This is a genomic window from Pseudomonas sp. LFM046 (genome assembly GCF_000949385.2).
Classification (GTDB): domain Bacteria; phylum Pseudomonadota; class Gammaproteobacteria; order Pseudomonadales; family Pseudomonadaceae; genus Metapseudomonas.
Genome location: NZ_JYKO02000001.1, coordinates 3,136,073 through 3,159,752, shown reverse-complemented (window position 1 = coordinate 3,159,752; position 23,680 = coordinate 3,136,073). Strand labels below are relative to the sequence as shown.

General features: G+C 64.6%; 20 protein-coding genes. 11 read left to right on the top strand and 9 right to left on the bottom strand.

Annotation, left to right across the window (positions count from 1 at the left end):
* Positions 1-103: 103 nt before the first annotated feature.
* The 3 genes from TQ98_RS14480 (at position 104) to TQ98_RS14470 (ending at position 4,515) form a co-directional block, all read left to right on the top strand.
* Entirely contained in the window at positions 104-1,687 is a 1,584-nt protein-coding gene (locus TQ98_RS14480; protein WP_044874534.1) for a peptidase M20, read from the top strand.
* A gap of 87 nt (positions 1,688-1,774) precedes the next feature.
* Positions 1,775-3,514 (top strand): amidohydrolase, encoded by a 1,740-nt coding sequence (locus tag TQ98_RS14475; protein ID WP_044874535.1) that lies wholly within the window; start codon positions 1,775-1,777, stop codon positions 3,512-3,514.
* Between the two features lie 11 nt (positions 3,515-3,525).
* Positions 3,526-4,515: a GTP-binding protein gene (locus TQ98_RS14470; protein WP_044874536.1), complete on the top strand. Its 990-nt coding sequence runs from the start codon at positions 3,526-3,528 to the stop codon at positions 4,513-4,515.
* 127 nt (positions 4,516-4,642) lie between these two features.
* Here TQ98_RS14470 and TQ98_RS14465 read toward each other — a convergent pair whose 3' ends face one another.
* A complete protein-coding gene (locus TQ98_RS14465; protein WP_103102966.1) occupies positions 4,643-5,104 on the bottom strand; it encodes a hypothetical protein in 462 nt (153 codons plus the stop codon).
* A 517-nt stretch (positions 5,105-5,621) separates the two neighbouring features.
* Here TQ98_RS14465 and TQ98_RS14460 point away from each other — a divergent pair.
* From TQ98_RS14460 to TQ98_RS14450, 3 genes are all read left to right on the top strand, one after another.
* A complete protein-coding gene (locus TQ98_RS14460; protein ID WP_044874539.1) occupies positions 5,622-7,169 on the top strand; it encodes an AMP-binding protein in 1,548 nt (515 codons plus the stop codon).
* Between the two features lie 22 nt (positions 7,170-7,191).
* Positions 7,192-8,355, top strand: a complete 1,164-nt coding sequence (locus tag TQ98_RS14455; protein ID WP_044874540.1) for an acyl-CoA dehydrogenase family protein — start codon at positions 7,192-7,194, stop codon at positions 8,353-8,355.
* A gap of 77 nt (positions 8,356-8,432) precedes the next feature.
* Positions 8,433-9,731, top strand: a complete 1,299-nt coding sequence (locus TQ98_RS14450; RefSeq protein ID WP_044874541.1) for an MFS transporter — start codon at positions 8,433-8,435, stop codon at positions 9,729-9,731.
* Position 9,732: 1 nt separating this feature from the next.
* Here TQ98_RS14450 and TQ98_RS14445 read toward each other — a convergent pair whose 3' ends face one another.
* Positions 9,733-10,671 carry a LysR family transcriptional regulator gene (locus TQ98_RS14445; protein ID WP_044874542.1) on the bottom strand — a complete coding sequence of 313 codons (939 nt, stop codon included), beginning with the start codon at positions 10,669-10,671 and terminating at the stop codon, positions 9,733-9,735.
* 308 nt (positions 10,672-10,979) lie between these two features.
* On the opposite strand from TQ98_RS14445, the gene TQ98_RS14440 reads away from it, so the two are divergent.
* Genes TQ98_RS14440 through TQ98_RS14420 form a run of 5 tightly spaced genes read left to right on the top strand, consistent with a single transcriptional unit; the run spans position 10,980 to position 15,991 of the window.
* The gene (locus TQ98_RS14440) at positions 10,980-12,794 is read left to right on the top strand and encodes a DUF1302 domain-containing protein (RefSeq protein WP_347337827.1); all 1,815 of its coding nucleotides are present in this window, start codon (positions 10,980-10,982) and stop codon (positions 12,792-12,794) included.
* A 13-nt stretch (positions 12,795-12,807) separates the two neighbouring features.
* On the top strand, positions 12,808-14,178 hold the full coding sequence (locus tag TQ98_RS14435) for a DUF1329 domain-containing protein (RefSeq protein WP_103102965.1): 1,371 nt from the start codon (positions 12,808-12,810) through the stop codon (positions 14,176-14,178).
* Positions 14,179-14,538, top strand: a complete 360-nt coding sequence (locus tag TQ98_RS14430) for a DUF202 domain-containing protein (protein WP_044874546.1) — start codon at positions 14,179-14,181, stop codon at positions 14,536-14,538.
* A complete protein-coding gene (locus tag TQ98_RS14425; RefSeq protein ID WP_044874547.1) occupies positions 14,535-14,849 on the top strand; it encodes a DUF202 domain-containing protein in 315 nt (104 codons plus the stop codon). Before TQ98_RS14430 ends, TQ98_RS14425 begins: the two co-directional genes overlap by 4 nt.
* A gap of 11 nt (positions 14,850-14,860) precedes the next feature.
* Positions 14,861-15,991, top strand: coding sequence for a CoA transferase (locus TQ98_RS14420; RefSeq protein WP_044874548.1), 1,131 nt, complete (start codon positions 14,861-14,863; stop codon positions 15,989-15,991).
* A gap of 179 nt (positions 15,992-16,170) precedes the next feature.
* On the opposite strand, the gene TQ98_RS14415 is transcribed toward TQ98_RS14420, so the two are convergent.
* From TQ98_RS14415 to TQ98_RS14385, 7 genes are all read right to left on the bottom strand, one after another.
* Complete coding sequence (locus tag TQ98_RS14415) at positions 16,171-16,647, bottom strand: hypothetical protein (RefSeq protein WP_103102964.1); 477 nt, start codon at positions 16,645-16,647, stop codon at positions 16,171-16,173.
* A gap of 424 nt (positions 16,648-17,071) precedes the next feature.
* Positions 17,072-17,254: a hypothetical protein gene (locus TQ98_RS14410; protein WP_044874549.1), complete on the bottom strand. Its 183-nt coding sequence runs from the start codon at positions 17,252-17,254 to the stop codon at positions 17,072-17,074.
* Between the two features lie 118 nt (positions 17,255-17,372).
* Positions 17,373-18,002 (bottom strand): SCO family protein, encoded by a 630-nt coding sequence (locus TQ98_RS14405; protein ID WP_044874550.1) that lies wholly within the window; start codon positions 18,000-18,002, stop codon positions 17,373-17,375.
* 19 nt (positions 18,003-18,021) lie between these two features.
* On the bottom strand, positions 18,022-19,791 hold the full coding sequence (locus TQ98_RS14400) for a multicopper oxidase domain-containing protein (RefSeq protein ID WP_044874551.1): 1,770 nt from the start codon (positions 19,789-19,791) through the stop codon (positions 18,022-18,024).
* Between the two features lie 360 nt (positions 19,792-20,151).
* Positions 20,152-20,706 (bottom strand): hypothetical protein, encoded by a 555-nt coding sequence (locus tag TQ98_RS14395; RefSeq protein ID WP_044874552.1) that lies wholly within the window; start codon positions 20,704-20,706, stop codon positions 20,152-20,154.
* 245 nt (positions 20,707-20,951) lie between these two features.
* The gene (gcvT, locus tag TQ98_RS14390) at positions 20,952-22,076 is read right to left on the bottom strand and encodes a glycine cleavage system aminomethyltransferase GcvT (RefSeq protein ID WP_103102963.1); all 1,125 of its coding nucleotides are present in this window, start codon (positions 22,074-22,076) and stop codon (positions 20,952-20,954) included.
* 77 nt (positions 22,077-22,153) lie between these two features.
* A complete protein-coding gene (locus TQ98_RS14385; RefSeq protein ID WP_044874554.1) occupies positions 22,154-23,530 on the bottom strand; it encodes an L-serine ammonia-lyase in 1,377 nt (458 codons plus the stop codon).
* Between the last annotated feature and the right edge of the window lie 150 nt (positions 23,531-23,680).

Here is a 23,680-nt window from a genome sequence, read left to right as displayed (position 1 = left end):
ATAAATCGATTGTTGTATCGCTCTACTCAACAATACTAAGGCCAGCCCGCCGCTGGCCGACCGTCGCGAACGGGCCTTGTCACGCCATCAAGGAATCCTGTTCATGCACGAGCCCAAGCAATTCGCCCTGAACTGGGTGGAACAGCAGCACAAGACCCTGTCGGACTGGCACCAGGTGATCTGGCACTACGCCGAGCCCGCGTTCCGCGAGTACAAGTCCTGCGCCTGGTACGTCGAGCTGCTGCGCAAGGAAGGGTTCGAAGTGGAAGAGGGCAGCGGCGGCATGCCCACCGCCTTCTGTGCCACCTTCAACAATGGCGAAGGCCCAGTGCTGGCCACTTACGGCGAATACGACGCCGTGCCGGGCAACTGCCAGGCGGCCGCTACCCGCAAGATGCCGCGCGAAGGCCTGTCGCGCTTCGCCCCTGGTCATACCGACCCGCATTCGGCCCTGGGCATCAGTGCCCTGGGCGGCCTGCTGGCGGCCAAGGCCGCGATGCTGGAGCACGGCATCCAGGGCACCCTGAAGTTCTTTGGCGAGCCGGCGGAAAAGCTGCGCGCCTCCAAGCCGGTGCACGCGGCCAAGGGTTACTACGACGACCTCGACGCGGCCATCAGCTTCCACCCCACCTACATGCTGCCGCTGAACAACACCACCACCTGGGACACGCACTGCGGCATCGCCTACGCCTACATCTACACCTTTACCTGCGATGACCCGCAGAACTGGATCGCCTCGGACAAATACAGCCCGATCCCGCAGAACCACCTGGCGGCACGGGCACCCGGCGCGAATGACGCGCTGGTGCACTTCTACACCCTGAACGAGAGCCTGCGCCGTTCCACGCTGCCGTTCACCGGCCTGTGGAGCTACAACGAGGCCATCCTCACCGCCGGCCAGGCGACCGCCGACAACCTGCCGCCGCACATTTCGCAGATCCAGTACCTGCTGCGCTGCGACTCCATCGAGCAGGCCGAGACCATCGCCCAGGTGATGGACAACAACGCCGCTGCGGCCGCCCTCGCCACCGGCTGCCAGTGGAAGAAGACCTGGGTGTGCAAGTCCCGTGGCGGCCTGCCGAACCACGTGATGGCCCAGGCCACCTACGACAACCTGGCCATGGTCGGCGCGCCGCGCTGGGGCAATGAAGCCATCGAGATCGCCCAGGAAATCCAGGTCAACCTGGGCCTGGAACCGATGGAGAAACCCTTCCTGCCGGCCACCGAGGAACTGATCGAGCCGCAGGAGTGCGAGCGTCAGCTGCGCCTGCAGATGCCGGCCTGGCAAAAGCACCTGACCTCCGACGACTACCCGGAATACACCTGGCATTGCCCTACCGTGCGCCTGCTGGTAGCCCGGCCGATGTTGTCGGCGCCGGCCGGCTTCACCTACCCGGATTGGGTGGCCAACGCCTTGGGCGGCATCCGCCAGACCATCGACCCGATGATTCAGGTGGCCGCCAAGACCATCGCCGCCACCCTGGTGGACCTGCTCACCCGTCCCGATCTACTGGCCGCCGCCCGCGCCGAGTTCGTCGAACGCACCGGCGGTGGCATCGGTGGCAGCCGCTGGCAGGCGCCGCTGTTGCCGAAGGACTTCCAGGCTCCCCATCGCTACCGCTGGCCGGAATACATCCGCACCGTGCGTGGCGAAGAGTGGTGGATTCCCGCACGCGACGACGAGTGAGGCGCGCGCGCCGCCAGCCACTTACCTCGAACGACTTTCCCAACACGGGCGGGAAGCCCGCGTTCCATCAAACAAGGTGTCACTGCCATGGGTCACTCCACCGATTACCGCTCCAGCCATGTTCCCGGTCCGACCGGCGCCGCCGACCTGGTGCTCACCAACGGCCGCATCTACACGGTGGATGCCGCCAACTCCTGGGCCGAGGCCGTGGCCATCCGTGGCGGGCGTTTCATCGCCGTCGGCGCCACTGGCGATATGGACGGGCTGATCGGTGCCCACACCCAGGTGCTCGACCTCAAGGGCCGCTTCGTCATGCCCGGCCTCTACGATATGCACACCCACCCGGACCTCAAGCTGGCCCCTGGCTACGCGGGCTATCTGGAAGTGGGGGTGGAGGACCCGACGCCCGAGCAGGTCAGGCAAGCCATCCTCGACTACGCCGCTGCTCACCCGGGCGACGGCTGGGTCTACGGCCAGTATTTCGTCCGCTACACCTTCAAGCAGGCCGGCCTGGTGCCGGACCGCGATTGGCTGGACAGCGTTTTGCCGGATCGCCCGGTGGCCATCCTCGACCGCTCCTGGGGCTGCATGATGGTCAACTCCAAAGCCCTGGAGCTGGCCGGGATCGACGCCGAGACCCTGGACCCGCGCCACGGCTACATCGAGCGCGACAGCGTGACTGGCGAGCCCACCGGCATCCTGGTAGACGGCGCCTACGCCATGATCCACGCCGCCATGCCGCCCACTCCGCAGCACGCCCTGAAACGCGCCTATCGCGAAGGCGTGTGGTTCCAGAGCGGCCATGGCGTGGTGGGCACCAAGTACGTGCACGTCTGCGAGCATCGCCTGAATGCGCTGAAGTCCATCGATCAGGTGGGCGAGTTGTCGGTGCGGGTGGAAGCGGCCATCAGTTGGCAGGACGACATTTTTCCGGTGAAGCGCCGCTGGGAGCTGCTGGCCGGCGAGCGGCATTTCTATCGCAGCGCCCGCCTCAATGCCAACGCGGTGAAATTCCATTTCGACGGCACCCATGAGTCCCGCTCGTCCTACCTGTCCAGCGCCTGGCCGGGAGACAGCAGTTGGCGTGGCCACCTCAACCTGACACCGGAACACATCACCGACATGGTGGTGGACATGGACCGCCGTGGCATCCGCGTGATCGCCCATTGCACCGGCGACGGCGCCTCCGACCTGTTCCTCGACGCCGTGGCCGAAGCCCGCCGGCGCAATGGCTACAGCGGCGTGCGCCACCAGTGCGCCCACAGCACCACGCTGCTGGACGGCAACCTGCCGCGCTTCGCCGAGCTGAACGTTACCGCCGAGTTCTCTCCTGTGGGCTGGTTCCCGTCTTCCTTCGCCTACGCCCGCGCGGTGTTCGGCGAGGACCGTATGCAGCGCGCCTACAACTTCAAGGGCGTACTGGAACACGGCGGCGTGGCGGTGATGGGCACCGACTGGCCAGTGTCCAGCATCAACCCCTGGATCGGCTTCGAGGCCATGGTCACCCGCGAGAACCCCTACGGCGAGGAGGAGGGCCGCTTCTACGGCAATCCCATCAGCCTGGAACAGGCCATCCGCGTGATGACGCTCAACGGCGCCTGGTGCATGGGCATCGAGGACAAGGCCGGTTCCATCGAAGTGGGCAAGTCCGCCGACCTCATCGTGCTGGACCGCAACCTGTTCGAGGTGGCGCCCAAGGGCAACATCCACAACACCCAGGTGCAGCTGACCCTGCTGGAAGGCGAAGTGACCTGGGACCGCCATGGCGAGTTCGACGATACGACCTACGCCGCTACCTGGCGCGGCGAACTGCCGGACATCCTCTAAGAGGCAGGACCATGAGCAGACAGGTCCCCATTCCGGTGACACTGGTGTCCGGCTTCCTCGGCGCCGGCAAGACCACCTTGCTGAACCGCATCCTCAACAGTGATCACGGCCTGCGCATGGCGGTGATGGTCAACGACTTCGGTGCCATCAACATCGACAGTCAGCTGATCGTCAGCCAGACGCAGACCACCGTCAGCCTGGCCAACGGCTGCATCTGCTGCACCGTGGAGAGCGACCTGATCGAGCAGTTGGGGCGCCTGCTGGACGACCGCCAGAACCGCCCCGAGTACATCGTGATCGAGGCCAGTGGCGTGTCCAATCCGGGCAAGATCGCCAATACCCTTCGCTACCCGCAGTTCCGTGAGGCGCTGGCCATCGACAGCATCCTGACGGTAGTGGACGCCGAGCAGTTCGAAACGCTGGAAGGGGAAATGGCGCAGCTGGCCATGGAACAGCTGGATGTGGCCGACATCATCGTCCTGAACAAGGTGGACCGGGTCAGCCGTGAGCAGCTTGATGCGCTCAAGGCGCGCTGGCTCTACCCCAACGCCCGGTTGCTGGAGTGCGAGTACGGTGAGGTGCCGCTGGAACTGGTGCTGGGCGTCGGGCGGTTCAAGGGTGGCTGGAGTTTCCGCCCGGCTGCCGCTGTGCAGGCTCCGGTGCTGACCACGGCACGGGAAGAAGACCACGCGGCGATCTTCGATACCTGGAGTTTTTCCAGCGATCGTCCGTTATCCCTCAAGGGCCTGCGCCGGGCATTGTCCGCGTTGCCCACCGATATCTATCGCGCCAAGGGCGTGTGCCAGATCGCCGAAGCGCCGGGCAAGCGCTGCATTCTCCACTTGGTGGGCAGCCGCAATGAGATCAAGCCGGAACCGGGGTGGGAGGGTAGCGAGCCCTATACGCAGCTGATTTTCATCGGCAGGCGTGGGTCCATTGATCCGGAGGGGATGAAGACCTTGTTTGCGGGGTGCGTGATCGAGGGCACCGACGGCCTGTAGGAAAAGCCGCGCCCAGTCCGCCCACTTTTCCTGTCCCCCAAAAAGACTGAAGGCGCCACAAGTGGCGCCTTCTGCCTTTCGAGGGTTTGCATACATCGTGATTGCCTGCCTCTGAACGGCTCCGGGATCAGCTGATGCGGTTGGCACCGCTGCGGTCGGAACCGCCTTCGGCAACGCGGAAGGCATTGGTGCGGTCGGAACCGAAGCCCTTGGTGCGATCAGAGCCACTTTCGGCGACACGGAAAGCATTGGTGCGGTCGGAACCGTTTTCAGCGACGTCGAAGCCCTTGGTGCGATCAGAGCCACCTTCGGCAACGCGGAAGGCATTGGTACGGTCGGAACCGTTCTCAGCCACATCGAAGCCCTTGGTGCGGTCGGAGCCACCTTCGGCGACGCGGAAGGCGTTGGTGCGGTCGGAACCGTTTTCAGCGACATCGAAGCCCTTGGTACGGTCGGAACCACCTTCAGCTACACGGACGCTCTGGGTGCGATCGGCACCGCCTTCAGCGACCACGGCACCCTGGGGCAGGGCGAAGGCAGTGGCGGACAGGCTGGCGATGAACAGGCTGGCAAGGATTTGCTTTTTCATTTTCGGGCACCTCGGTGAGGGGGGTGAAATTCGTCTACGGGGCCCATGTTACGGATGTGATTTCGATGAAGAAGTGATCCTGAGTGATGGTTGCCATCGATGCCAATAATAGTTGGTTAAATACAATAAAAACAAAGAGATAGCGCTTTGTTTCTGGCGTGTATTCGTGTGTATCAATGGTGTGTCCGCAGAACTCGCATAATCGATTTATTCGATTTATCGGCTCGATAGACGCGACCCATTCCTGCATGACTACAGGTCACCCCATCCGTCAGTGACCGTGGGTGCCTTCGCTCCACCTCAGCCAGCGGAGGAGCGCGCTTCATCTTCGGCATTTCCCGCATGCGGTCGAACAAGGCAGTCACGCGGGCCAGCATCGGTGTTTCCGTTCCCAGCGTCCGGGTTCCTGTGGGGTATTCAATTCCGGCATGGAACGCATCAGGTTGTTGTATTAGCGCACGTTCGAAGCGCACTTGTAGGATTTAAAACACCGTCCTACTTAATCAGAGAATAACAATTGAACCTCGGGAAATTATTAAGCCGAAGTGCGCTGTATTGGCCTGATCAGGAAGCTGTCGTTGATTCAAGGCAGCGTGTGACTTATGCGGAGCTTGAAAAAAGAACCAATCGCTTGTCGTCTGGCTTATTGAAACTTGGCCTGCCCCAGGGGGCGCATGTCGCGATATTGGCGTTCAATCGGGTGGAGTTGGTCGAAGCGGAAGTTGCGTTTTACAAGAATGCGATGGTCAAAGTTCCGATCAATGCTCGCCTGTCTCCAGACGAAATTGTCCAGGTATTGAACGATTCGCGCAGCGAGGCCGTTATTACCGGCCCGGTATTCGCTACCGCGCTGATGCAGAACCGCCAGGCGTTGCCTCATCTGAAGTGGGTGATCGCGCTGGCCGAGGAGGGTGGTGACATTACCTACGGGAAGGTGCTGGCGCTGGGCGATGAGACGCCTGTCAATTGCGACCCCGATGATGACCAGTTGGCCGTGCTGCATTACACCTCCGGCAGCTCCGGTGTGCTCAAGGCCGCCATGCTCACCTTCGGCAACCGCAAGGCACTGGTCCGCAAGAGCATTGCGAGTCCGACGCGCCGCGCCGGGCCGGGCGACGTCATGGCCCACGTCGGCCCCATCACCCATGCCAGCGGCATGCAGATCATGCCGCTGCTGGTGGCGGGGGCCTGCAACCTGCTGATCGAGCGCTACGACGACCAGGCCCTGCTGGAAACCATCCAGCGCGAACGGGTCACTCGCCTGTTCCTGGTGCCGGCGATGATCAACCGGCTCGTCAACCTCCCCGGGGTCGAGCGCTACGACCTGAGCAGCCTGAGCCTGGTGATGTACGGCGCCGCACCCATGGCGCCGGCGCTGGTCAAGCGCGCCATCGAGGTGTTCGGGCCGATCCTGGCCCAAGGCTATGGCGCGGGCGAGACCTGCTCGCTGGTGACCATCCTCACCGAGCAGGACCATCTGGTGGAGGACGGCAACTACCAGCGCCTGGCGTCTTGCGGGCGCTGCTACTTCGAGACTGACCTGAGGGTGGTCAACGAGCAGTTCGAGGATGTGGGGCCCGGCGAAATCGGCGAGATCGTGGTGAAGGGTCCGGACATCATGAAGGGCTACTGGCAGGCCCCCGAACTCACCGCCGAAGTCATGCGGGACGGCTACTACCTGACCGGCGACCTCGCCACGGTCGACGAGCACGGTTACGTCTTCATCGTTGATCGCAAGAAGGAAATGATCATTTCCGGCGGATTCAACGTGTATCCCTCCGAGGTTGAACAAGTGCTCTACAGCCTGCCGCAGGTCTTCGAGGCGGCGGTGGTTGGCGTGCCCGACGAGCAGTGGGGCGAGGCGATCAAGGCGGTGGTGGTGATCAAGCCCGGCCAGTCTCTCGACGAGGCCGAGGTCATCGAGCATTGCGGCCGGCACCTGGCCGGCTTCAAGAAGCCCCGCAGCGTCGATTTCGTCGATGAGCTGCCGAAGAACCCTAACGGCAAGGTCGTGCGCCGCCTGGTTCGAAACGCCTATTGGAAAGACAGCGATCGCAAGATTTGAAGCCGCGGAGAGTTGAACTGAAATGATCGAACCAAGCGAAAAAGCCAAAGACATCATCGCCGGTCTCGGCGCCTTCATCCGCGACGAAATCATCCCGCTGGAGAAGCAGGAAAACCTCGAATGGGGCGAGGCACATCCGAGGGAAATCCTCAGGGACGTCTGGAAGCGTTCCTGCGAACTGGGTTTCTACAACGTGATGCTGCCTGAAGACCTGGGTGGCGCGGGGCTGAACGTCGTCGACCTGTGCGCGGTGAAGGAGTCCGCCATTCTCACCGGCTCGATGCTTGCCCCGCACGTGCTCGGCGAGTTGAGCGGCCCGCCGCGCATAGGTCACCTGTTCCGCGTCGCCAGTGGCGTCCAGGTGGAGAAGTTCCTGCAGCCGGTGTGCCGGGCGGAGAAGGCGGTGTGCTTCGCCCTCACTGAAGCGGAGGCCGGTTCCGATGCTTCGGCGATCAAGACCAGCGCGCGGCGCGACGGTGACTTCTACGTGCTCGATGGCGCCAAGCGCTATATCTCCGGTGCCCCCTACGCGGACTTCGCCGTGCTGCTGGCGGTCACAGGGCCGGGGAGTGGGGCAGCAGGCATCTCGGCCTTCTTCGTCGACCTCAAGTCATCGGGGGTGCGAGTCGAGTCGGACTACCAGGTGATGTCCGGGGCGGGTAGCCACGGCAACATCCTGCTGGATAACGTCCGGGTCCCGGCCCAGAACCTGCTCGGCGAGGAGGGGGCGGGGTTCAAGCTGGCGATGGGGCGTATCACCCTCAACCGCCTGCTGCATTGCCCGACCATGCTCGGCATGGCCGGCCTGGCGCTGAACCTGTCGATCGATTACGCCCGTACCCGCGTCCAGTTCGGCAAGCCCATTGCCATGTTCCAGGCGGTCAACCACATGATCGCTGACATGGCCACCGAGTTGCATGCCGCGCGCAGCATGATGTTCGCCACGGCCGCACTGAACGACGCCGGTGGCGATATCAAGGTCCAGGCGCCAATGTGCAAGCTGTTCGCCTCGGAGGCGGCCTTCCGTATCGTCGACCGCGCGGTGCAGGTACACGGCGGCGCCGGGCTGATTCGCGGCAACCCGGTGGAATGGCTGTTCCGCGCCACCCGGATGATGCGCGTCCTGACCGGTACCAGCGAGATCCAGCGCAACACCATCGCCAAGGGCCTCCTGATGCCGGGCTAGCCCCTTCGGCCGCCCAGATTCCTGGGCGGCCACGTTTTCGTGCTCCTGTCGCTGATAACAACAAGCAGGGATTTCAGATGCGCAGCGAAACTGCCTACAACCCCAGGGCTGCCTGGACAATCGCCGCCCTGTTGGCGGTGATGATGTTGGTCAACTTCCTCGACAAGGTGGTCATCGGCCTGGTCGCGGTTCCGATGATGAAGGAGTTGGCGCTGACACCGGCGCAGTTCGGCCTGATCGGCGGCAGCCTGCATTGGCTGTTCTCCATGGCCGCGGTCGCCGGTGGCTTCCTTGCCAACCGCCATCCCGCCCGCATCCTGCTGCTGGGCATGGGCGCGTTCTGGGCAGTGGTTCAGCTGCCGATGCTGTTCACCACTTCGTTATGGGCAATCATCGCCTGCCGAGTGTTGCTCGGCGTCGGGGAGGGCCCGGCTTCGCCGGTTGCCACCCATGCCCTGTACAAGTGGTTTCCCGACGACAAGCGCAGCATGCCGGTGGCCCTGCTGCATTCCGGCAGCGCCATGGGCCTGCTGCTGGCCGGGGTGCTGATTCCGCTGATCAGCCTGCACTACGGTTGGCGGGCGAATTTCGCGGTGCTGGCCGCAGTCGGTCTGGTCTGGTGCGTCGCCTGGTTCCACCTGGGGCGGGAAGGCCAGCTGGACAACGCGCAAGCGCTGCCTGGCGCCAGTATGAGCGTCGAGCGGATTCCCTACCGCCGCCTGCTCGGCGACGGCACCGTGCTGAGCAACTATTTCTGCCATTTCGCCGCCAACTGGTCGCTGGCCCTGACCCTGACCTGGTTGCCGTCCTACCTGGAGGTGGGTATGGGCATCGATGCGTTGAATTCGGGACGCCTTTTCGGCCTGTTCGTGCTGGTCACCACGCCGATGAGCCTGTTCATGGCCTGGTGGTCGGAGCGCCTGCTGCGCCGGGGATTGCCCTCCCGCGTAGCCCGCGGGATGTTCGTCTCGATCTGCCTGCTCCTCAGCGGGTTGCTGACGGCGGCCCTGATCCTTCCGGGGTTGTCGATGGTCGAACGGCTGGTCTGCATGACCCTGGGCAGTGGTTTTGCGTTGGTGATGTATTCGGTCGGTCCGGCGATGCTCGCGGAGGTGACGCCGACTGCGCAGCGCGGCAGCATTCTGGCTATCGGTAATGCCTTCGCCTCCCTGGCCGGACTGTCGGCCCCGGTGGTCACCGGCATTCTGGTCCAGGCCGCTGGCGGTCTGGATGGTAGCGGCTATGCCCGAGGCTACCTGGTTTGCGGCGCGATTCTGGTGATCGCCGGCGTGGTCGGGCTGGCCGGAATGAACCCGCAGAAGTCTCGCGAGCAATTGCAGGGCAGGTATACCGTCGCGGCCGGCGCCGCCCGCTGAGTCACAGATCGTCGACGGGCGCGCGCTGCTGGATCAGCTCGCCCCGCCAGCGGCCGGATTGCACCGCCTCCACCAATATCGCGCGGACCAGTTCGCGCATGCAGGACGCGGCGAATGACAGCGGCCTGTGGATCGAGTGAGCGATGGCAACGGTGCGGCGGATGGGTGGCTCGACGATCCGCCGCGCCACCGCGTTCTGCAGTTCTTCGACCGCTGGCCAGTTGCTGATGGTCGCGGCCAGCCCGTTGCGCACCATGCTGCCGATGCCGTGGGTGGAGTACTGCTCGTAGACCACGTTCAACTCCACGCCGGCCTCCAGCGCGGCCTGTTCGAGGCGGCGGCGCAGATGCAGCGTCCGGGGCACCAGAACCAGGCGGCTGGCCGCTGCCTCGGCGAGGGTGGTGGTGTCGCCACCTGTGGCCGTCCCTTCCGGGCCGATCCAGTACAGGTCCTCGATGAACACCGGTTCGACGGCGACGTGCTCCAGATCCTCGGCGTTCGGCACGATGCCGAAGTCCACCTTGCCCAACTCGATGGCCTGGCCACCTTCCTTGCTCAGGCCATCGCGCACGGTCAGTTCAATGCCCGGGAATTTCGCTTTCGCCCGGGTGATGATGGCCGGCAGCAGCAATGCGGAGGCCGTGACCGGGATGGAGATGGACACATGGCCCTTCGGGTTGCCCTTGGTCGACTCCAGCTCGTCCTTCACCGAATCGATCTTCTGCACTACCGACCGGGCGACCTCATAGAGCCGGCGACCGGCGTCGGTGAGGGTCACGCCGTCGTGCAGTCGCTCAAGCAGTTGCATCTCCAGTTCGCTTTCCAGCAGCCCGATCTGCCGGCTCAGGGCCGGTTGCGCAATATAGGCCCGCCGCGCTGCGGCCGAGAAACTTCCGGCTTCTGCAATGGCGATGAGGTAGCGGAGTTGTTTGAGCGTCATGGTGCGGTTTCCAGGCTATGCCGAAGTGATATGGCATCTATCGAAAGACGATATTTGTAGGGCCGTAAATGGGCTCTTAGTATGGCCTCGAAACTTTGAACATACCACTGCCAGATAAATTGATCTGGCAAGTTGGTGCAAGAAATCCTTCTTTGAATTTTCTCTCTTGAACTTTCAGGTTTGTCGAGAGGTTGTTGGTTTATTGCCTGAAAGATGTGCTGGTTAAGTGAGGGGATGCTTAGTTTTAAAATAATAAGAGGATAAGGGTTTTGATAATTAAGATTTGCGGGGCAACACGATATCCATTACTGCTTCTTTCGCTCGGTTGCATGAGCGCTCCGGCTTCGGCCTTGAACTTCCGCCTCGGTGAAGTGGATGGTCAGCTGGATTCTTCGCTAACCATCGGCGCGAGTGTTTCCACCGAGGACCCGGAGCACGACCTGATGCGCAGCGCCAACGGTGACGACGGGCGCCGCAACTACCGTGCCGGCGATGTGTTCTCGAAACTCTTCAAGGGTGTGCATGACCTCGAGCTGAAGTACGGCGACAGTGGCCTGTTCCTGCGCGGCAGCTATTGGTACGACTACGCCCTGCGTGATGAGGGCCAGCGCTTCAAGGACGTCGAGGATGCCGGGCGCAAGACCGCCATCAAGTCCGCAGGCACACAGTTGCTCGACGCGTTTCTCTACCACAACTACGCCATCGCCGATCAGCCCGGTTCGGCGCGCCTCGGCAAACAGGTGGTGAACTGGGGCGAAAGCACCTTCATCCAGGGCGGGCTCAACGTGATCAACCCGGCCAACCTGGCGGCGCTGCGCCGGCCGGGCTCCGAGGTCAAGGAAGGCCTGGTGCCGGTGAACATGTTCTACCTGTCGCAGAACCTCAGCGAAAACCTCTCGGCTGATGCCTTCTACCAGTTGGACTGGGAACAGACCAATCTGGACAACTGCGGCACCTTCTTTTCCGGCAACGATTACGTACCTGACGGCTGCGTCGGGCTGGACGTCGGCGCCAACCTGACCGGCAACCCCCTGGCGGTGGCCGGTCTGACACCCTTCGGCGTCCAGCTCAACGAAGAAGGCATCCGGCTCGGTCGCGCCGGTGACCAGGACGCCCGCAACAGCGGCCAGTGGGGCCTGTCCATGCGCTGGTTCGTGCCGGCGCTGGATACCGAGTTCGGGGCCTACGTGGCCAACTACCACAGCCGCCTGCCCTATACCGGATCGATCAGCAGTCCCTTCCTGACCAACAACGACTTCGTCCCGCAACTGTGCGCCAACCTCGGGCTGCCGCTGGCTTCCTGCGCCAGGCTGCTCGGCTCGGCTGGGGGGCGCCAGATCGTGGGCGCACTGCGCACCGGCACCTCGCAGTACTTCGTGCAGTATCCGGAGGACATCCGCCTGTACGGCCTGAGCTTCGCCACCACCCTCGCCAGCGGCACGGCGTTGCAGGGCGAGCTAAGTTATCGGCCGAACCTGCCGCTGCAGTTCAATGGCGTCGACCTGGTCCAGGCGGCGCTGAACGATCCGTCGCGCTCGCCGCTGGTTGCCAATGGGGTACTGCCGGCGCTCGACAGTCACCGGAACAACGGTTATCGGCGCAAGGAGGTGACCCAGGCGCAGGTCACCGCTACGCACTCCTTCAGCCAGGTCATGGGCGCCGACCAACTGGTGCTGATCGGTGAGGTCGGCGCGACCCATGTGGGTGGCCTGGAGGGCAGGTTCGGTCCGCGCTACGGGCGCAACAGCACCTTCGGCCCCGGCGAACTGGCGGACAACAGTGTCTGTCTGGCCAGTTCAAAGACGCCGCAGCACTGCAATGACAAGGGCTTTACCACGACGTTCTCCTGGGGCTATCGAGCCCGCGCAGTCTGGAGTTACGCCAATGCCATCGCCGGCATCGACCTCAGGCCCAACCTGTCCTGGTCCCACGACGTGGAGGGTTACGGACCGGCAGAGGGTTCCGGCTTCAGCGAGGGTTCCACGGCCGTCAGCGTCGGCCTGGATGCCGAACTCAACAGCACCTACTACGCCAGCCTGTCGTACACCAACTACTTCGATGGCGACTACGGCACTCGTGGCGACCGGGATTTCGTGGCCCTGAGCCTGGGCATCAACTTCTGAGCGGAGCGATTCGATGAACGACTGCATTCACCTGCGGCGCGGCGGCCTGCTGCTGTCCGCGACCCTGCTGGCCGGCCATGCCCTGGCTGCCGTTGCGCCGGACGAAGCCGCGAGGCTGGGCGCACAACTGACACCAATTGGTGCCGAGCACGCGGCCTCTGCCGATGGTGCGATCCCCGCCTGGGACGGCGGTCTGGCCCCGGCGGCCGGCAAGGCGCAGGCCAATGGCACGCCGGCTGATCCCTTCGCCGCAGACCAGCCACTGTTCACCATCACCGCAGCCAACCTCGAGCAGTACCGCGACCGGCTCAGCCCCGGACAGGTCGCGATGCTCAAACGTTATCCGGACAGTTACCGCCTGCCGGTCTACCCCAGCCGGCGTACGGTCGCCGTGTCAGACGAGATCAAGCGGGCGGCGGCGCACAACGCCGGCGCCACCCGCCTGATCAACGACGGCAACGGCCTGGAGAATTTCCAGGGCGCGGTGGCCTTCCCCATTCCGCAGAACGGCCTGGAGGTGATCTGGAACCACGTCACCCGCTACCGTGGCGGCAGCTTCCTCGCTACCACCGACAGCGCGGCGCCGCAGCCCGGCGGCGACTACGCCATCACCACGACCGAGCAACGCTTCACCCTGCGCGACTGGATCAGCGACTACAAGCCAGGGCAGGGGGACAACCTGCTCTTCTACTACAGCCACAAGGTCACCGCGCCGGCGCGCCAGGCGGGGGAAGTGCTGCTGGTGCACGAAACCCTCGACCAGGTCCGGGAGCCGCGCATGTCCTGGGTCTACAACGCCGGGCAGCGCCGCGTGCGTCGAGCTCCGGACGTTTCCTACGATGCCACCGGGGTGACCACTGCAGGATTGCGCACCGCCGACAGCCGCGACATGTTCAATGGCGCGCCGGACCGATACGACTGGAAGCTGGTGGGCAAGCGTGAGCTGTACATCCCCTACAACAGCTACCGGCTGCTCGCCACCGATCTGCCTTACACGGAAATCATCCGTCCCGGGCACATCGCTCCCGATCCCACCCGCTACGAGCTGCACCGGGTCTGGGAGGTCGTTGCCACCCTCAAGCCAGGCGCCCGACACATCTACTCGAAGCGCCACTACTTCATCGATGAAGACACCTGGGCCATCGCCGAGGCCGACCACTACGACAGCCGCGGCGAGTTGTGGCGTGTCGGAGAAAACCACGGCTATTTCCACTACGAAGCGCAGGTGCCACTGACCGCGATGGAAGTGTTCTACGACCTGCAGGGCGGTCGCTACATCGCCTCTGGGATGACCAATCAGCAGCGCCGGGCCTACGACTTCGGCTATCGCGCCAGCGCCTCGGACTACTCGCCCGGAGCCCTGCGCAGTGCGGGGGTGCGCTAGGTGAGCCGAATCAGGGTGCTGCTGGGCGGCGAGGACCCCGACCCACGCTTTTCCCTGGCCAACGAGCGGACCTTCCTCGCCTGGATTCGCACTGCTCTGGCCCTGTTGGCCGGCGGGGTCGGCATGGAGGCGTTCGCCGATGGGGTGTTCGCGGTGGCGCTCAAGGACGGCCTGGCCCTCGGCCTGTTGGCGATGAGTCTGCTGGTGAGCCTTTGCGCGTTCATTCGCTGGCTGGGAGTAGAGCGGGCGCTGCGGCGGAAGGAGTCGCTGCCGTTGCCAGTGCTTGCGCCGGTGTTGTCACTGGGCTGCCTGCTGATGGGGGGCGTGCTGATCGGCGTGCTCTGGAGTCGGGCTGGATGAGTGAAGCCGATGAGGGCCTGCAGGCGGAACGCACCGTGCTGGCCTGGCGGCGCACGCAGTTGGCGCTGACGCTGGTGGCCTGCCTGGCCCTGCGCGGCCTGCCGCAAGAGGGGCGGATGGCGATGGCGACCCTGTTTCTCTCGCTGCTGGTGGCTCACCTGATCTGCAGCGGAAAGCAGCGTTGCTACGCGCGTTGCCGGGACGGCCTCGCCGGGCGGCGTGCATCGGCGAGCGTGGCGGCTACGGCCAGCCTTGCCCTGGGCGTCGCCGCTATCGCCGCCGCAGGTATGACGGCGATTCTTCTCCCCTGACGGAGTTCGATATGAAACCCCAATGGTCCTGTCTGAACGACGTGAGAATCCTTGATCTCAGCCAACTGCTGCCCGGCCCGCACGCGACATCGCTGCTGTTGCAGCTCGGCGCGGATGTCATCAAGGTCGAGCCGCCGGAATCGGGTGATGGCTCGCGGTCCCTGGGCGCCTCCGTGTTCGCCATGTTCAATCGAGGCAAGCGCTCGCTGGCGCTGGATCTTGGAAATGCCGCCGACCGCGAGGTGTTCCTCGACCTGGTGCGCGGCTGTGATGCCGTGGTGGAAGGCTTCCGCCCGGGGGTGATGAGCCGCCTCGGGCTCGGTTACGAGGCGTTGGCCAAGGTCAATCCGGCAATCGTGCTCTGTTCGATTTCAGGCTTCGGCGAGTCTGGCCCCTATGCGGACCGTCCGGGTCATGACCTGAACTACCTGGCGCTGGCGGGCTATTGGGCGGTGCCCGTGCAGGTGGAGGACCGTATTTCGCGCCCGCGCGTGCGGCTCTCGGACCATGCGGCCTCCTGCCATGCCGCGCTGGCCCTGGCGGTGGCGATCATGAGCGCCCGACAGCATGGTCAGGGGCAGCACCTCGACGTCTCGATCCACGATTCGATTCTCTCCTGGAGTGCGCCGATGGCCTGGCTGGCCCGTGGCTTCGAGGCCGACCCCACGGCCTCGCCGACCGTGCTGCCAGATAACGATCTCTTCGAGACCTGGGACGGCCGCCATCTCGCCCTGGGCATACTGGAGAACAAGTTCTGGCTGGGCCTGCGCGATGCGCTGGGTGGCGAGTTCCCGGCGCTCCTGGACGAGCGCTTTGCCACGCGCGCCGGCCGCTACCGGAACAAGGGGGAGGTCAATGCGCTGCTGAAAACGGTATTCAAGTCCCGAACTCTCGCGGAATGGGACCACGCCTTTAGCGGGCTGGAGCTTCCCGTTTCGCCGGTACTGAATGCCCGCGAACTGTTCGATGACCCGCATGTGACGGCACGCGGCACGGTGCGCCAGCTCCCGGCGGAGCAGGGCATCGGGGTGCGCTTCCCGGTGAAGTTTTCCCTGGGGCTACCCGATGCCAGCGAGCGGGTTCCGGAGCTGGGTGAACTGTCGCTGGCGGCGGCCAGGCGGGTATTTGCGGATGAGGGATGAGTCGCAGAAGGGCGGACCTGCGGTCCGCTTGGCGATTGAAATCGCCCCTACAGGAAAAGCCGCTCCCAGCCCGTCCGCTTTCCTGTTCCCCAAAAAGACTGAAGGCGCCACAAGTGGCGCCTTCTGCCTTTCGAGGGTTTGCATACATCGTGATTGCCTGCCTCTGAACGGCTCCGGGATCAGCTGATGCGGTTGGCACCGCTGCGGTCGGAACCGCCTTCGGCAACGCGGAAGGCATTGGTGCGGTCGGAACCGTTTTCAGCGACGTCGAAGCCCTTGGTGCGATCGGAACCGCCTTCAGCGACATCGAAGCCCTTGGTGCGGTCGGAACCGTTTTCAGCCACGTCGAAGCCCTTGGTGCGGTCGGAGCCACCTTCGGCGACGCGGAAGGCGTTGGTGCGGTCGGAACCGTTTTCAGCGACATCGAAGCCCTTGGTACGGTCGGAACCACCTTCGGCGACGCGGAAGGCGTTGGTGCGGTCGGAACCGTTTTCAGCGACATCGAAGCCCTTGGTACGGTCGGAACCACCTTCAGCTACACGGACGCTCTGGGTGCGATCGGCACCGCCTTCAGCGACCACGGCACCCTGGGGCAGGGCGAAGGCAGTGGCGGACAGGCTGGCGATGAACAGGCTGGCAAGGATTTGCTTTTTCATTTTCGGGCACCTCGGTGAGGGGGGTGAAATTCGTCTACGGAGCCCATGTTACGGATGTGATTTCGATGAAGAAGTGATCCTGAGTGATGGTTACCATCGATGCCAATAATAGTTAGGTGGTGCCTAATAAAAACAAAGAGTTAGGGCGAAATAAAGGTCGCTTTTGCGTGGGTGGAAAGGGCCTTTTGCATGGAAATATATAATCGAAATATTCGATTACAAGGCGGACAAACTTCGTACACATATGGCCTGTGCGGCATGAAAGGCCCATTCCAGAGCGGCTGGGCGGCCAATCATCGATGCGCTGGGGGCGTTCGTTCTGGAGAAGACGGGGAAAGGCGTAGCGGGTGCGGGAAGGGGTAGTAACAGGCCGGGCCTGGGGCCCGGCTGGCGAAGCGGTTCGCCTTCTGCAGTAGTGCGAGGATCAGCGCTTGCCCATGGAGCGGCGGGAGCCGCGCGGATGCGGACCGGGGCGCTGGCCGCGGTCGTGACCCTTGAGGGTCTGGTACCACGGGATGTTCTGCTTCTTGGGCTTGGCCGGGGCGGCTTCGGCTGCCGGGGTTTCCTGGGGCTGGGTTTCGGCCTGGTCGTGGTCTTGGCTGGTCATGTTGGTTCTGCTGTATCTGGGCTTGGCCCGCTGCGGGGCTGAGGGCGCGCATGATACACCAAGTACCGGGCGGCCGGCCTCCCGGGGTGCCCGGTGGCCGGCTGATTCAGGCTTCTTCCTAACCTGGCAGCCAGCCTGTCAGCTCCATGCGGTGGTCCACATGGTTGATGGCAGACAGGATGTGCTCCGGGTCGGTCAATGAGGGCGCCATGGTCCAGCGGTCGATGGGTTCGTTGCCGATCCGCACCATGCCGGTGTGGGTCAACTGGTTGCCGTCCACCAGTGGGTCCGTGTCATAGAAGCCCAGGGCGTAGCGCAGGTCGAGGACATCCTGCGGGTCACCGGTCAGGAGCTGCCAGCCGGGGCCTATGTGGAATTTGTCGACGTACTCCTGCAGGTGGCGCGGCTGGTCCAGTTCAGGCTGCAGGGTGATGGAGTACATGAAGACGTCCCGCCCCATCCGCTCGCCCAGCATCTGCTGGACCTTGCGCAGGTTCGCGGTTGCGGTGGGGCAGGTCCTGCCGCAATTGGCGTACATCATGTTGAGCACCACCACCTTGCCGCGTATCAGGTCCTCGTAGAACGCGACCTTCCTGCCCTGGTGGGTGAAGAGGGTCGGGTTCGGGAACCTGGCGCCGCCTGATCGGGGCTTCTGCTGGTGGTCCATCGTGACGCCGAGGGCACCCAGGGTCGCTAGTCCCAATGCGCCTGCGCCGAGGGTGCCGATCAGCTTTCTGCGAGTGTTCATGGAAATCCTCCCGGCGCCGTCATTCGACGTCGAAGCGCAACATCATCGCGTGGTCTTCGTGGATCAGGTTGTGGCAGTGCATCACGTACTTGCCCACGTAATCCCGGAAGCGGATGAAGATGCGGACGGTTTCATTTTCATGGATGACGAAGACGTCCTTGCGGCCCATTTCATGGGCAGGGACGGGGATCGACTTGCCGTCGAGGACGCGGGAGAGGATGCGGCCTTCTTCCAGATGGATATGGATCGGGTGCGACCAGCCGTCATCGATGTTCATCAGCTCCCAGATCTCGCCGCGTCCCTTGGGCACCTTGAAACGCGGCGACTTGACGTTCACGAACTGGCCGTTGATGGCCCACATGTTGTTGGAGCGCTCGAAGACGAAGGTGCGCACCGGCGCAGCGGCCAGTTCTTGCGGGGTCGGGAGCGGCGGCAGTGTGCGCAGGACTGCAGGAACCCTGCTGAGGTCCTGGGAGGGCGGAAAGCGATCGACCATGATTTTCAGCACCCGCACGCCGGGGTCCTTGACGTCCTTGGGGCCACGGGTTTCTTCCTGCCGCATCCGGTTGACGAGGTAGAGCGTGGTGCCCACCGGGTACTTGGAGAAGTCGACCACGATGTCGCCGCGCTCGGCCACGCCGAGGGTGACGGTGGTCTGGTTGGGCAGGGGCGCGGGCAGCAGATTGCCGTCGTTGGCGATGTAGGTGAAGAGCTGCTTCACGTTGGTCGCGCTGACCAGGGAGAAGGCATAGAACCGGCTCGGCCCGGTATTGAGCAGGCGGAAGCGATATCGCCTGGCGGCCACCTTGAGCACCGGTTCGATCATGCCGTTGACCAACACCTTGTCGCCCAGCACGCCCTCGGGGTTGATCTCGTCGTAGAAGAGCTTGCCGGCGGCGTCGAAGCGGCGGTCGGCAAACATCAGCGGGTAATCGTAGGGGCCACTCGGCAGGCGCAGCGCACCTGGCTTCGCGTCGGCCTCATCGCCCGAGTCCAGCGGGTCGTAGAGCAGATAAAAGCCGACCAGGCCCCGGTAGAGGTTGGGGGCTGTGAAGTCCAGGGTGTGGTCATGGTAGAAGAGCGTGCCCAGGGCCTCGCGGGAATCCCCGATGCCGTCCTGCTCGAAGCCGGCATAGGCGTTGGGATAGAGGTGGTCCTTGAACTCCCCCGAGCCGGTCAGGGTCGGCCCCGCCTTGGTCGGGCTGTAGTAATCACCTGGGAAGCCGTCGCTCTCCGATCCGGCGTGCATGTTGTGCAGGTGGGTGGAAATCTCCGGTGTGCCGAAGCCGGTGTGCCCGGCCGGCAGCTCGTTGAAGATGCGGCAGATCAACGGGCGGCCGTAGCGGGCTGTCAGGGTTGCATTGAACTCGTTGGCCGGCGTGTTCGCCGCGAGGTAGTTCCAGACCTTCTGTGCCGGGTACGCCGGGTTGAATACCCAGTTGCGCTCCTGTGCGCGCAGCACGATAAATTCGGCGCCGAGGTTGAATCGGTTCCAGTGCTGGTGCCGTTGGCGCCCGGCCTCCCTGCGGCTGCTATTGGCCAGTTCGGTGGGGGCGGGGTCCAGGAGTGGGACGCTGGCCGCCGGCACGATCTGATTGGGCAATTGCATGACCCATGGCGTTGTCGCCGGGCTGGGCGGCAGGATCGGCACGGCGGCCTGGCTTGCCGGGGCGCGAAGGAGGGCGGGTGTTGCGGCAGCGGCAGCCGTGAGCTTGAGGAAGTCGCGTCGCGATGAGTCCGCCAGACTGTCTTTCTTGTTCTTGCCGGCTTTCGGATTCTTGCCTTGCATGGGTGTGCTCCACCTCCCCACAGCGAACTCGTGCGAACGGCCCGCCATGGATGCAATGCCCCAGGGCTCGTTTTCCCCATCCGCTCACACGAAGGTGCTGGCCGCAGAATTGCGTCACGTGTTCGGCCAAGGCGCCAATAAAGCGACTAAAGACCCGTCACTTGGTGAGCGCAATTTGAGAAATGACAAGAAAATGCCGCATATGCTGGCCAGTGGCTTCTGGCTCTAGGCGCGGGGCTGAGTGTTTCAGGATGTGTCACGAGGACGGGCGGCGCGAATCGGAAGGCAGGCGGTAGGGCGGCTGGAGCGGAGGTGGAAGCGGCCGGAATGGAGGGGGGATTCCGGCCGCGTTCCGGGGTGTTACTGGTACTTCGAGTGGAACAGGGCGATCTGCTTGACCGGCTTCGGCTCTTCCTTGGTCAGGACGTAGACCACGCGCTGGCCGTCCGGGCCGCCGCCGATGTCGACGTAGCTGAAGGTGGGCTCGCCGATCTTGTACATGTCCATCATGTCGCCGTAGCGGCTGAACACGTAGATGATGCCGTCTTCGTCGCGCAGTTCGCCGTAGAAGGGCTGCGCCGGCGGCATGCTCACATCGATGAAGCGTTTGGCGGACAGGGTGTTCAAATCCTTGCCCTGGTCAGCGGCTTTCAGCACCAGAACGATGTCGCGCCCGAAGCCGTCCTTCTTGCCGAGGTTCTGCTTCACCGGAGCGGTGCCGCTCTTCACGTATTCGCGGTAGGTGGCGTAGTCGTCGAAGACGAACAGTTCCTTCTCGGTGCGGATCTGGTACCAGTCTTCGTTATCCAGAGCCACCGGCTTGGCCGGAGCCGGAGCCTGCACGGCGCATGCACCGAGGGCGGCGGCCAGCAGGGCAGCTGCCAGTGGCTTGATCAGGTTCTTTTTGTCGTTCATCGGAGATCCTCCCCAGGAAAGTTGAGCAGAGAATCTGCCTGCGGCGGATGACCGAATGATGACGGGAATGTGTCGTGATGGTTAAGGCTGAAGGCTTTGTTTTTCAGGTGCTTAGCGTCGTTTCTTCAGCGTGGGTATAGGCCCTGCGAGCCCAATCGCTGCGGTTCGGGCAAAGAAAAAGGGTGAAGGCCTGCGCCTCCACCCTTCAAGGCCCCGCCGAGGCGGGGCAGTCGAGGGACTTTGTATCAGCCGCGGTAGTAGCGCTGCGGCACGAAGGGGGTCTTGGCCACCTTCATGGCCACCCGCTTGCCGCGCACGACGGCCCAGACTTCGTGGTCCAGGGCGGCATGCGCGGCGTCCAGGTAACCCAGGGCCACCGGCGCGCCCAGGCTGGGGCCGAAGCCGCCGCTGCACACCTGGCCGATCACCGCGCCGTCGGCGTCGACGATCTCCGCGCCTTCGCGCACCGGCACGCGCTCCTGCGGCAGCAGGCCGACGCGCTTGCGCGCCACGCCGGCCTGCTGCTGGGCGAATACCTGCGCGGCGCCGGGGAAGCCGCCGGCGCGCACGCCGTCGGCGCGGCGGGCCTTGGAGATGGCCCAGGTGAGGCTGGCCTCGACCGGCGTGGTGGCGCTGCTCATGTCGTGGCCGTAGAGGCACAGGCCGGCTTCCAGGCGCAGCGAGTCGCGCGCGCCGAGGCCGATCGGCTGGACTTCCGGCTGCGCCAGCAGGGCACGGGCCAGGGCGTCGGCGTCGGCCACGGGCACGGAGATCTCGTAGCCGTCCTCGCCGGTGTAGCCGGAGCGGCTGACGTAGCAGTCGACGCCGGCCAGGCGCACGGCGCGGAACTGCATGAAGGTCATCGCCTGCACCTCCGGCGCCAGGCGGCCGAGCACCGTGGCGGCGGCCGGGCCTTGCAGGGCGAGCAGGGCGCGGCTGTCGAACAGCGATTCGATATCGCACTGCGCGCCGATCTTCGCCTGCAGGTGGGCCAGGTCCTGCGCCTTGCAGGCGGCGTTGACCACCAGGAACAGCTCGTCGTCGGCCAGGCGGGCGACCATCAGGTCGTCGAGGATGCCGCCGTTGGCGTCGGTGAACAGCGCGTAGCGCTGCAGGCCGACCGGCAGGTCGAGGATGTCGACCGGCACCAGGCTTTCCAGGGCCTGGGCGGCGCGCTCGCCGCGCAGGCGGATCTGGCCCATGTGCGAGACGTCGAACAGGCCGGCCTGCGCGCGGGTGTGCAGGTGCTCCTTGAGCACGCCGAGGGGGTACTGCACCGGCATGTCGTAGCCGGCGAAGGGCACCATGCGCGCGCCGAGTTCGAGGTGCAGGGCATGCAGCGGGGTTTGGGCGAGGGTTTCGGTAGTCACGCGGAATCTCCAGTAGGGTGCGCCATGCGCACCGATGAACGTCTGTGGTGCGCGCGGCGCACCCTACGGACGGTTGCTCAGCATTCGATGATGTTCACGGCGAGGCCGCCGCGGGCGGTTTCCTTGTACTTGCTCTTCATGTCGGCGCCGGTCTGGCGCATGGTGCGGATCACCTTGTCCAGCGAGATGAAGTGCTGGCCGTCGCCGCGCAGGGCCATGCGCGCGGCGTTGATCGCCTTCACCGAGCCCATCGCGTTGCGCTCGATGCAGGGCACCTGGACCAGGCCGCCGACCGGGTCGCAGGTGAGGCCGAGGTTGTGTTCCATGCCGATCTCGGCGGCGTTCTCCACCTGCTGCGGGGTGCCGCCGAGGACTTCGCAGAGCGCGCCGGCGGCCATCGAGCAGGCCACGCCGACCTCGCCCTGGCAGCCGACCTCGGCACCGGAGATCGAGGCGTTCTCCTTGTAGAGGATGCCGATCGCGGCGGCGGTGAGCAGGAAGCGCTCGACGCCGTCGTCGTTGGCGCCGGGGACGAAGCGGCTGTAGTAGTGCAGCACCGCCGGGACGATGCCGGCCGCGCCGTTGGTGGGCGCGGTGACCACGCGGCCGCCGGTGGCGTTCTCCTCGTTCACCGCCAGCGCGTAGAGGTTGACCCAGTCGAGCACCGACAGGCTGTCCTTGAGGTTGGCCTCCGGGTGCTCGCTGAGCTGGCGGTACAGCGCGGCGGCGCGGCGCTTGACCTTGAGCCCGCCGGGCATGATGCCTTCCTTGCGGCAGCCGGCGGTCACGCAGTCCTGCATCACCCGCCAGATCTTCAGCAGCCCGGCGCTGGTCTCCTCCGGGCGGCGCCAGGCCTGTTCGTTCTCGCGCATCAGGCTGCTGATCGACAGCCCGGTGGCGGTGCAGTGGGCGAGCAGGTCCTTGGCGGTCTTGAACGGGTAGGGCAGCGGCGTGCGGTCCTCGACGATGCGGTCGAGGCCGGCGGCTTCCTCGTCGACCACGAAGCCGCCGCCCACCGAGTAGTACTCGCGGGCGCGGATCTGGATACCGGCGTCGTCGAAGGCGCGGAAGATCATGCCGTTGGGGTGGTAGGGGAGCGGCTTGCGAATCATCGCCAGGTGCTCCTTCTCCACGAAGTGGATCGACTTGTCGCCGCCCAGATGCAGTTCGCCGCTCTGGCGGATGGTCGCCAGACGGGCGTCGACGCTTCCGGTATCGACAGTATCCGGCTGCTCGCCCTCCAGCCCGAGCAGCACGGCCTTGTCACTGCCGTGGCCCTTGCCGGTGGCGCCGAGGGAGCCGTACAGCTCGACTTTCACCATGCAGGTGTCGTCCAGCAGGTTTTCCCTGCGCAGCCCCTCGACGAAACGTGCGGCAGCGCGCATCGGCCCAACGGTGTGGGAGCTGGAGGGGCCAATGCCGATCTTGAACAGGTCGAAGACACTGAGGGACATGTCGCGCTCCTGAGCGTGCGCTCGGCTCTTTCTTATTAGTCAGCGTAGACAGCTGGACGGATCGGGCCCAAAGGCCCGACCGCCGAGCATCCATGTCTTGTCCAGGATGGTGGGGCGAATTCATTCGCGAATGAATTCGCCCCCACAGGA

Coding starts and splice junctions, on each gene's coding strand:
- TQ98_RS14405 (WP_044874550.1), bottom strand. CDS start 18,002: ATGAACACTCGCAGAAAGCTGATCGGCACCCTCGGCGCAGGCGCATTG.
- TQ98_RS14410 (WP_044874549.1), bottom strand. CDS start 17,254: ATGACCAGCCAAGACCACGACCAGGCCGAAACCCAGCCCCAGGAAACC.
- TQ98_RS14465 (WP_103102966.1), bottom strand. CDS start 5,104: ATGAAAAAGCAAATCCTTGCCAGCCTGTTCATCGCCAGCCTGTCCGCC.
- TQ98_RS14475 (WP_044874535.1), top strand. CDS start 1,775: ATGGGTCACTCCACCGATTACCGCTCCAGCCATGTTCCCGGTCCGACC.
- TQ98_RS14435 (WP_103102965.1), top strand. CDS start 12,808: ATGAACGACTGCATTCACCTGCGGCGCGGCGGCCTGCTGCTGTCCGCG.
- TQ98_RS14445 (WP_044874542.1), bottom strand. CDS start 10,671: ATGACGCTCAAACAACTCCGCTACCTCATCGCCATTGCAGAAGCCGGA.
- TQ98_RS14420 (WP_044874548.1), top strand. CDS start 14,861: ATGAAACCCCAATGGTCCTGTCTGAACGACGTGAGAATCCTTGATCTC.
- TQ98_RS14385 (WP_044874554.1), bottom strand. CDS start 23,530: ATGTCCCTCAGTGTCTTCGACCTGTTCAAGATCGGCATTGGCCCCTCC.
- TQ98_RS14470 (WP_044874536.1), top strand. CDS start 3,526: ATGAGCAGACAGGTCCCCATTCCGGTGACACTGGTGTCCGGCTTCCTC.
- TQ98_RS14450 (WP_044874541.1), top strand. CDS start 8,433: ATGCGCAGCGAAACTGCCTACAACCCCAGGGCTGCCTGGACAATCGCC.
- TQ98_RS14480 (WP_044874534.1), top strand. CDS start 104: ATGCACGAGCCCAAGCAATTCGCCCTGAACTGGGTGGAACAGCAGCAC.
- TQ98_RS14425 (WP_044874547.1), top strand. CDS start 14,535: ATGAGTGAAGCCGATGAGGGCCTGCAGGCGGAACGCACCGTGCTGGCC.
- TQ98_RS14395 (WP_044874552.1), bottom strand. CDS start 20,706: ATGAACGACAAAAAGAACCTGATCAAGCCACTGGCAGCTGCCCTGCTG.
- TQ98_RS14455 (WP_044874540.1), top strand. CDS start 7,192: ATGATCGAACCAAGCGAAAAAGCCAAAGACATCATCGCCGGTCTCGGC.
- TQ98_RS14400 (WP_044874551.1), bottom strand. CDS start 19,791: ATGCAAGGCAAGAATCCGAAAGCCGGCAAGAACAAGAAAGACAGTCTG.
- TQ98_RS14415 (WP_103102964.1), bottom strand. CDS start 16,647: ATGAAAAAGCAAATCCTTGCCAGCCTGTTCATCGCCAGCCTGTCCGCC.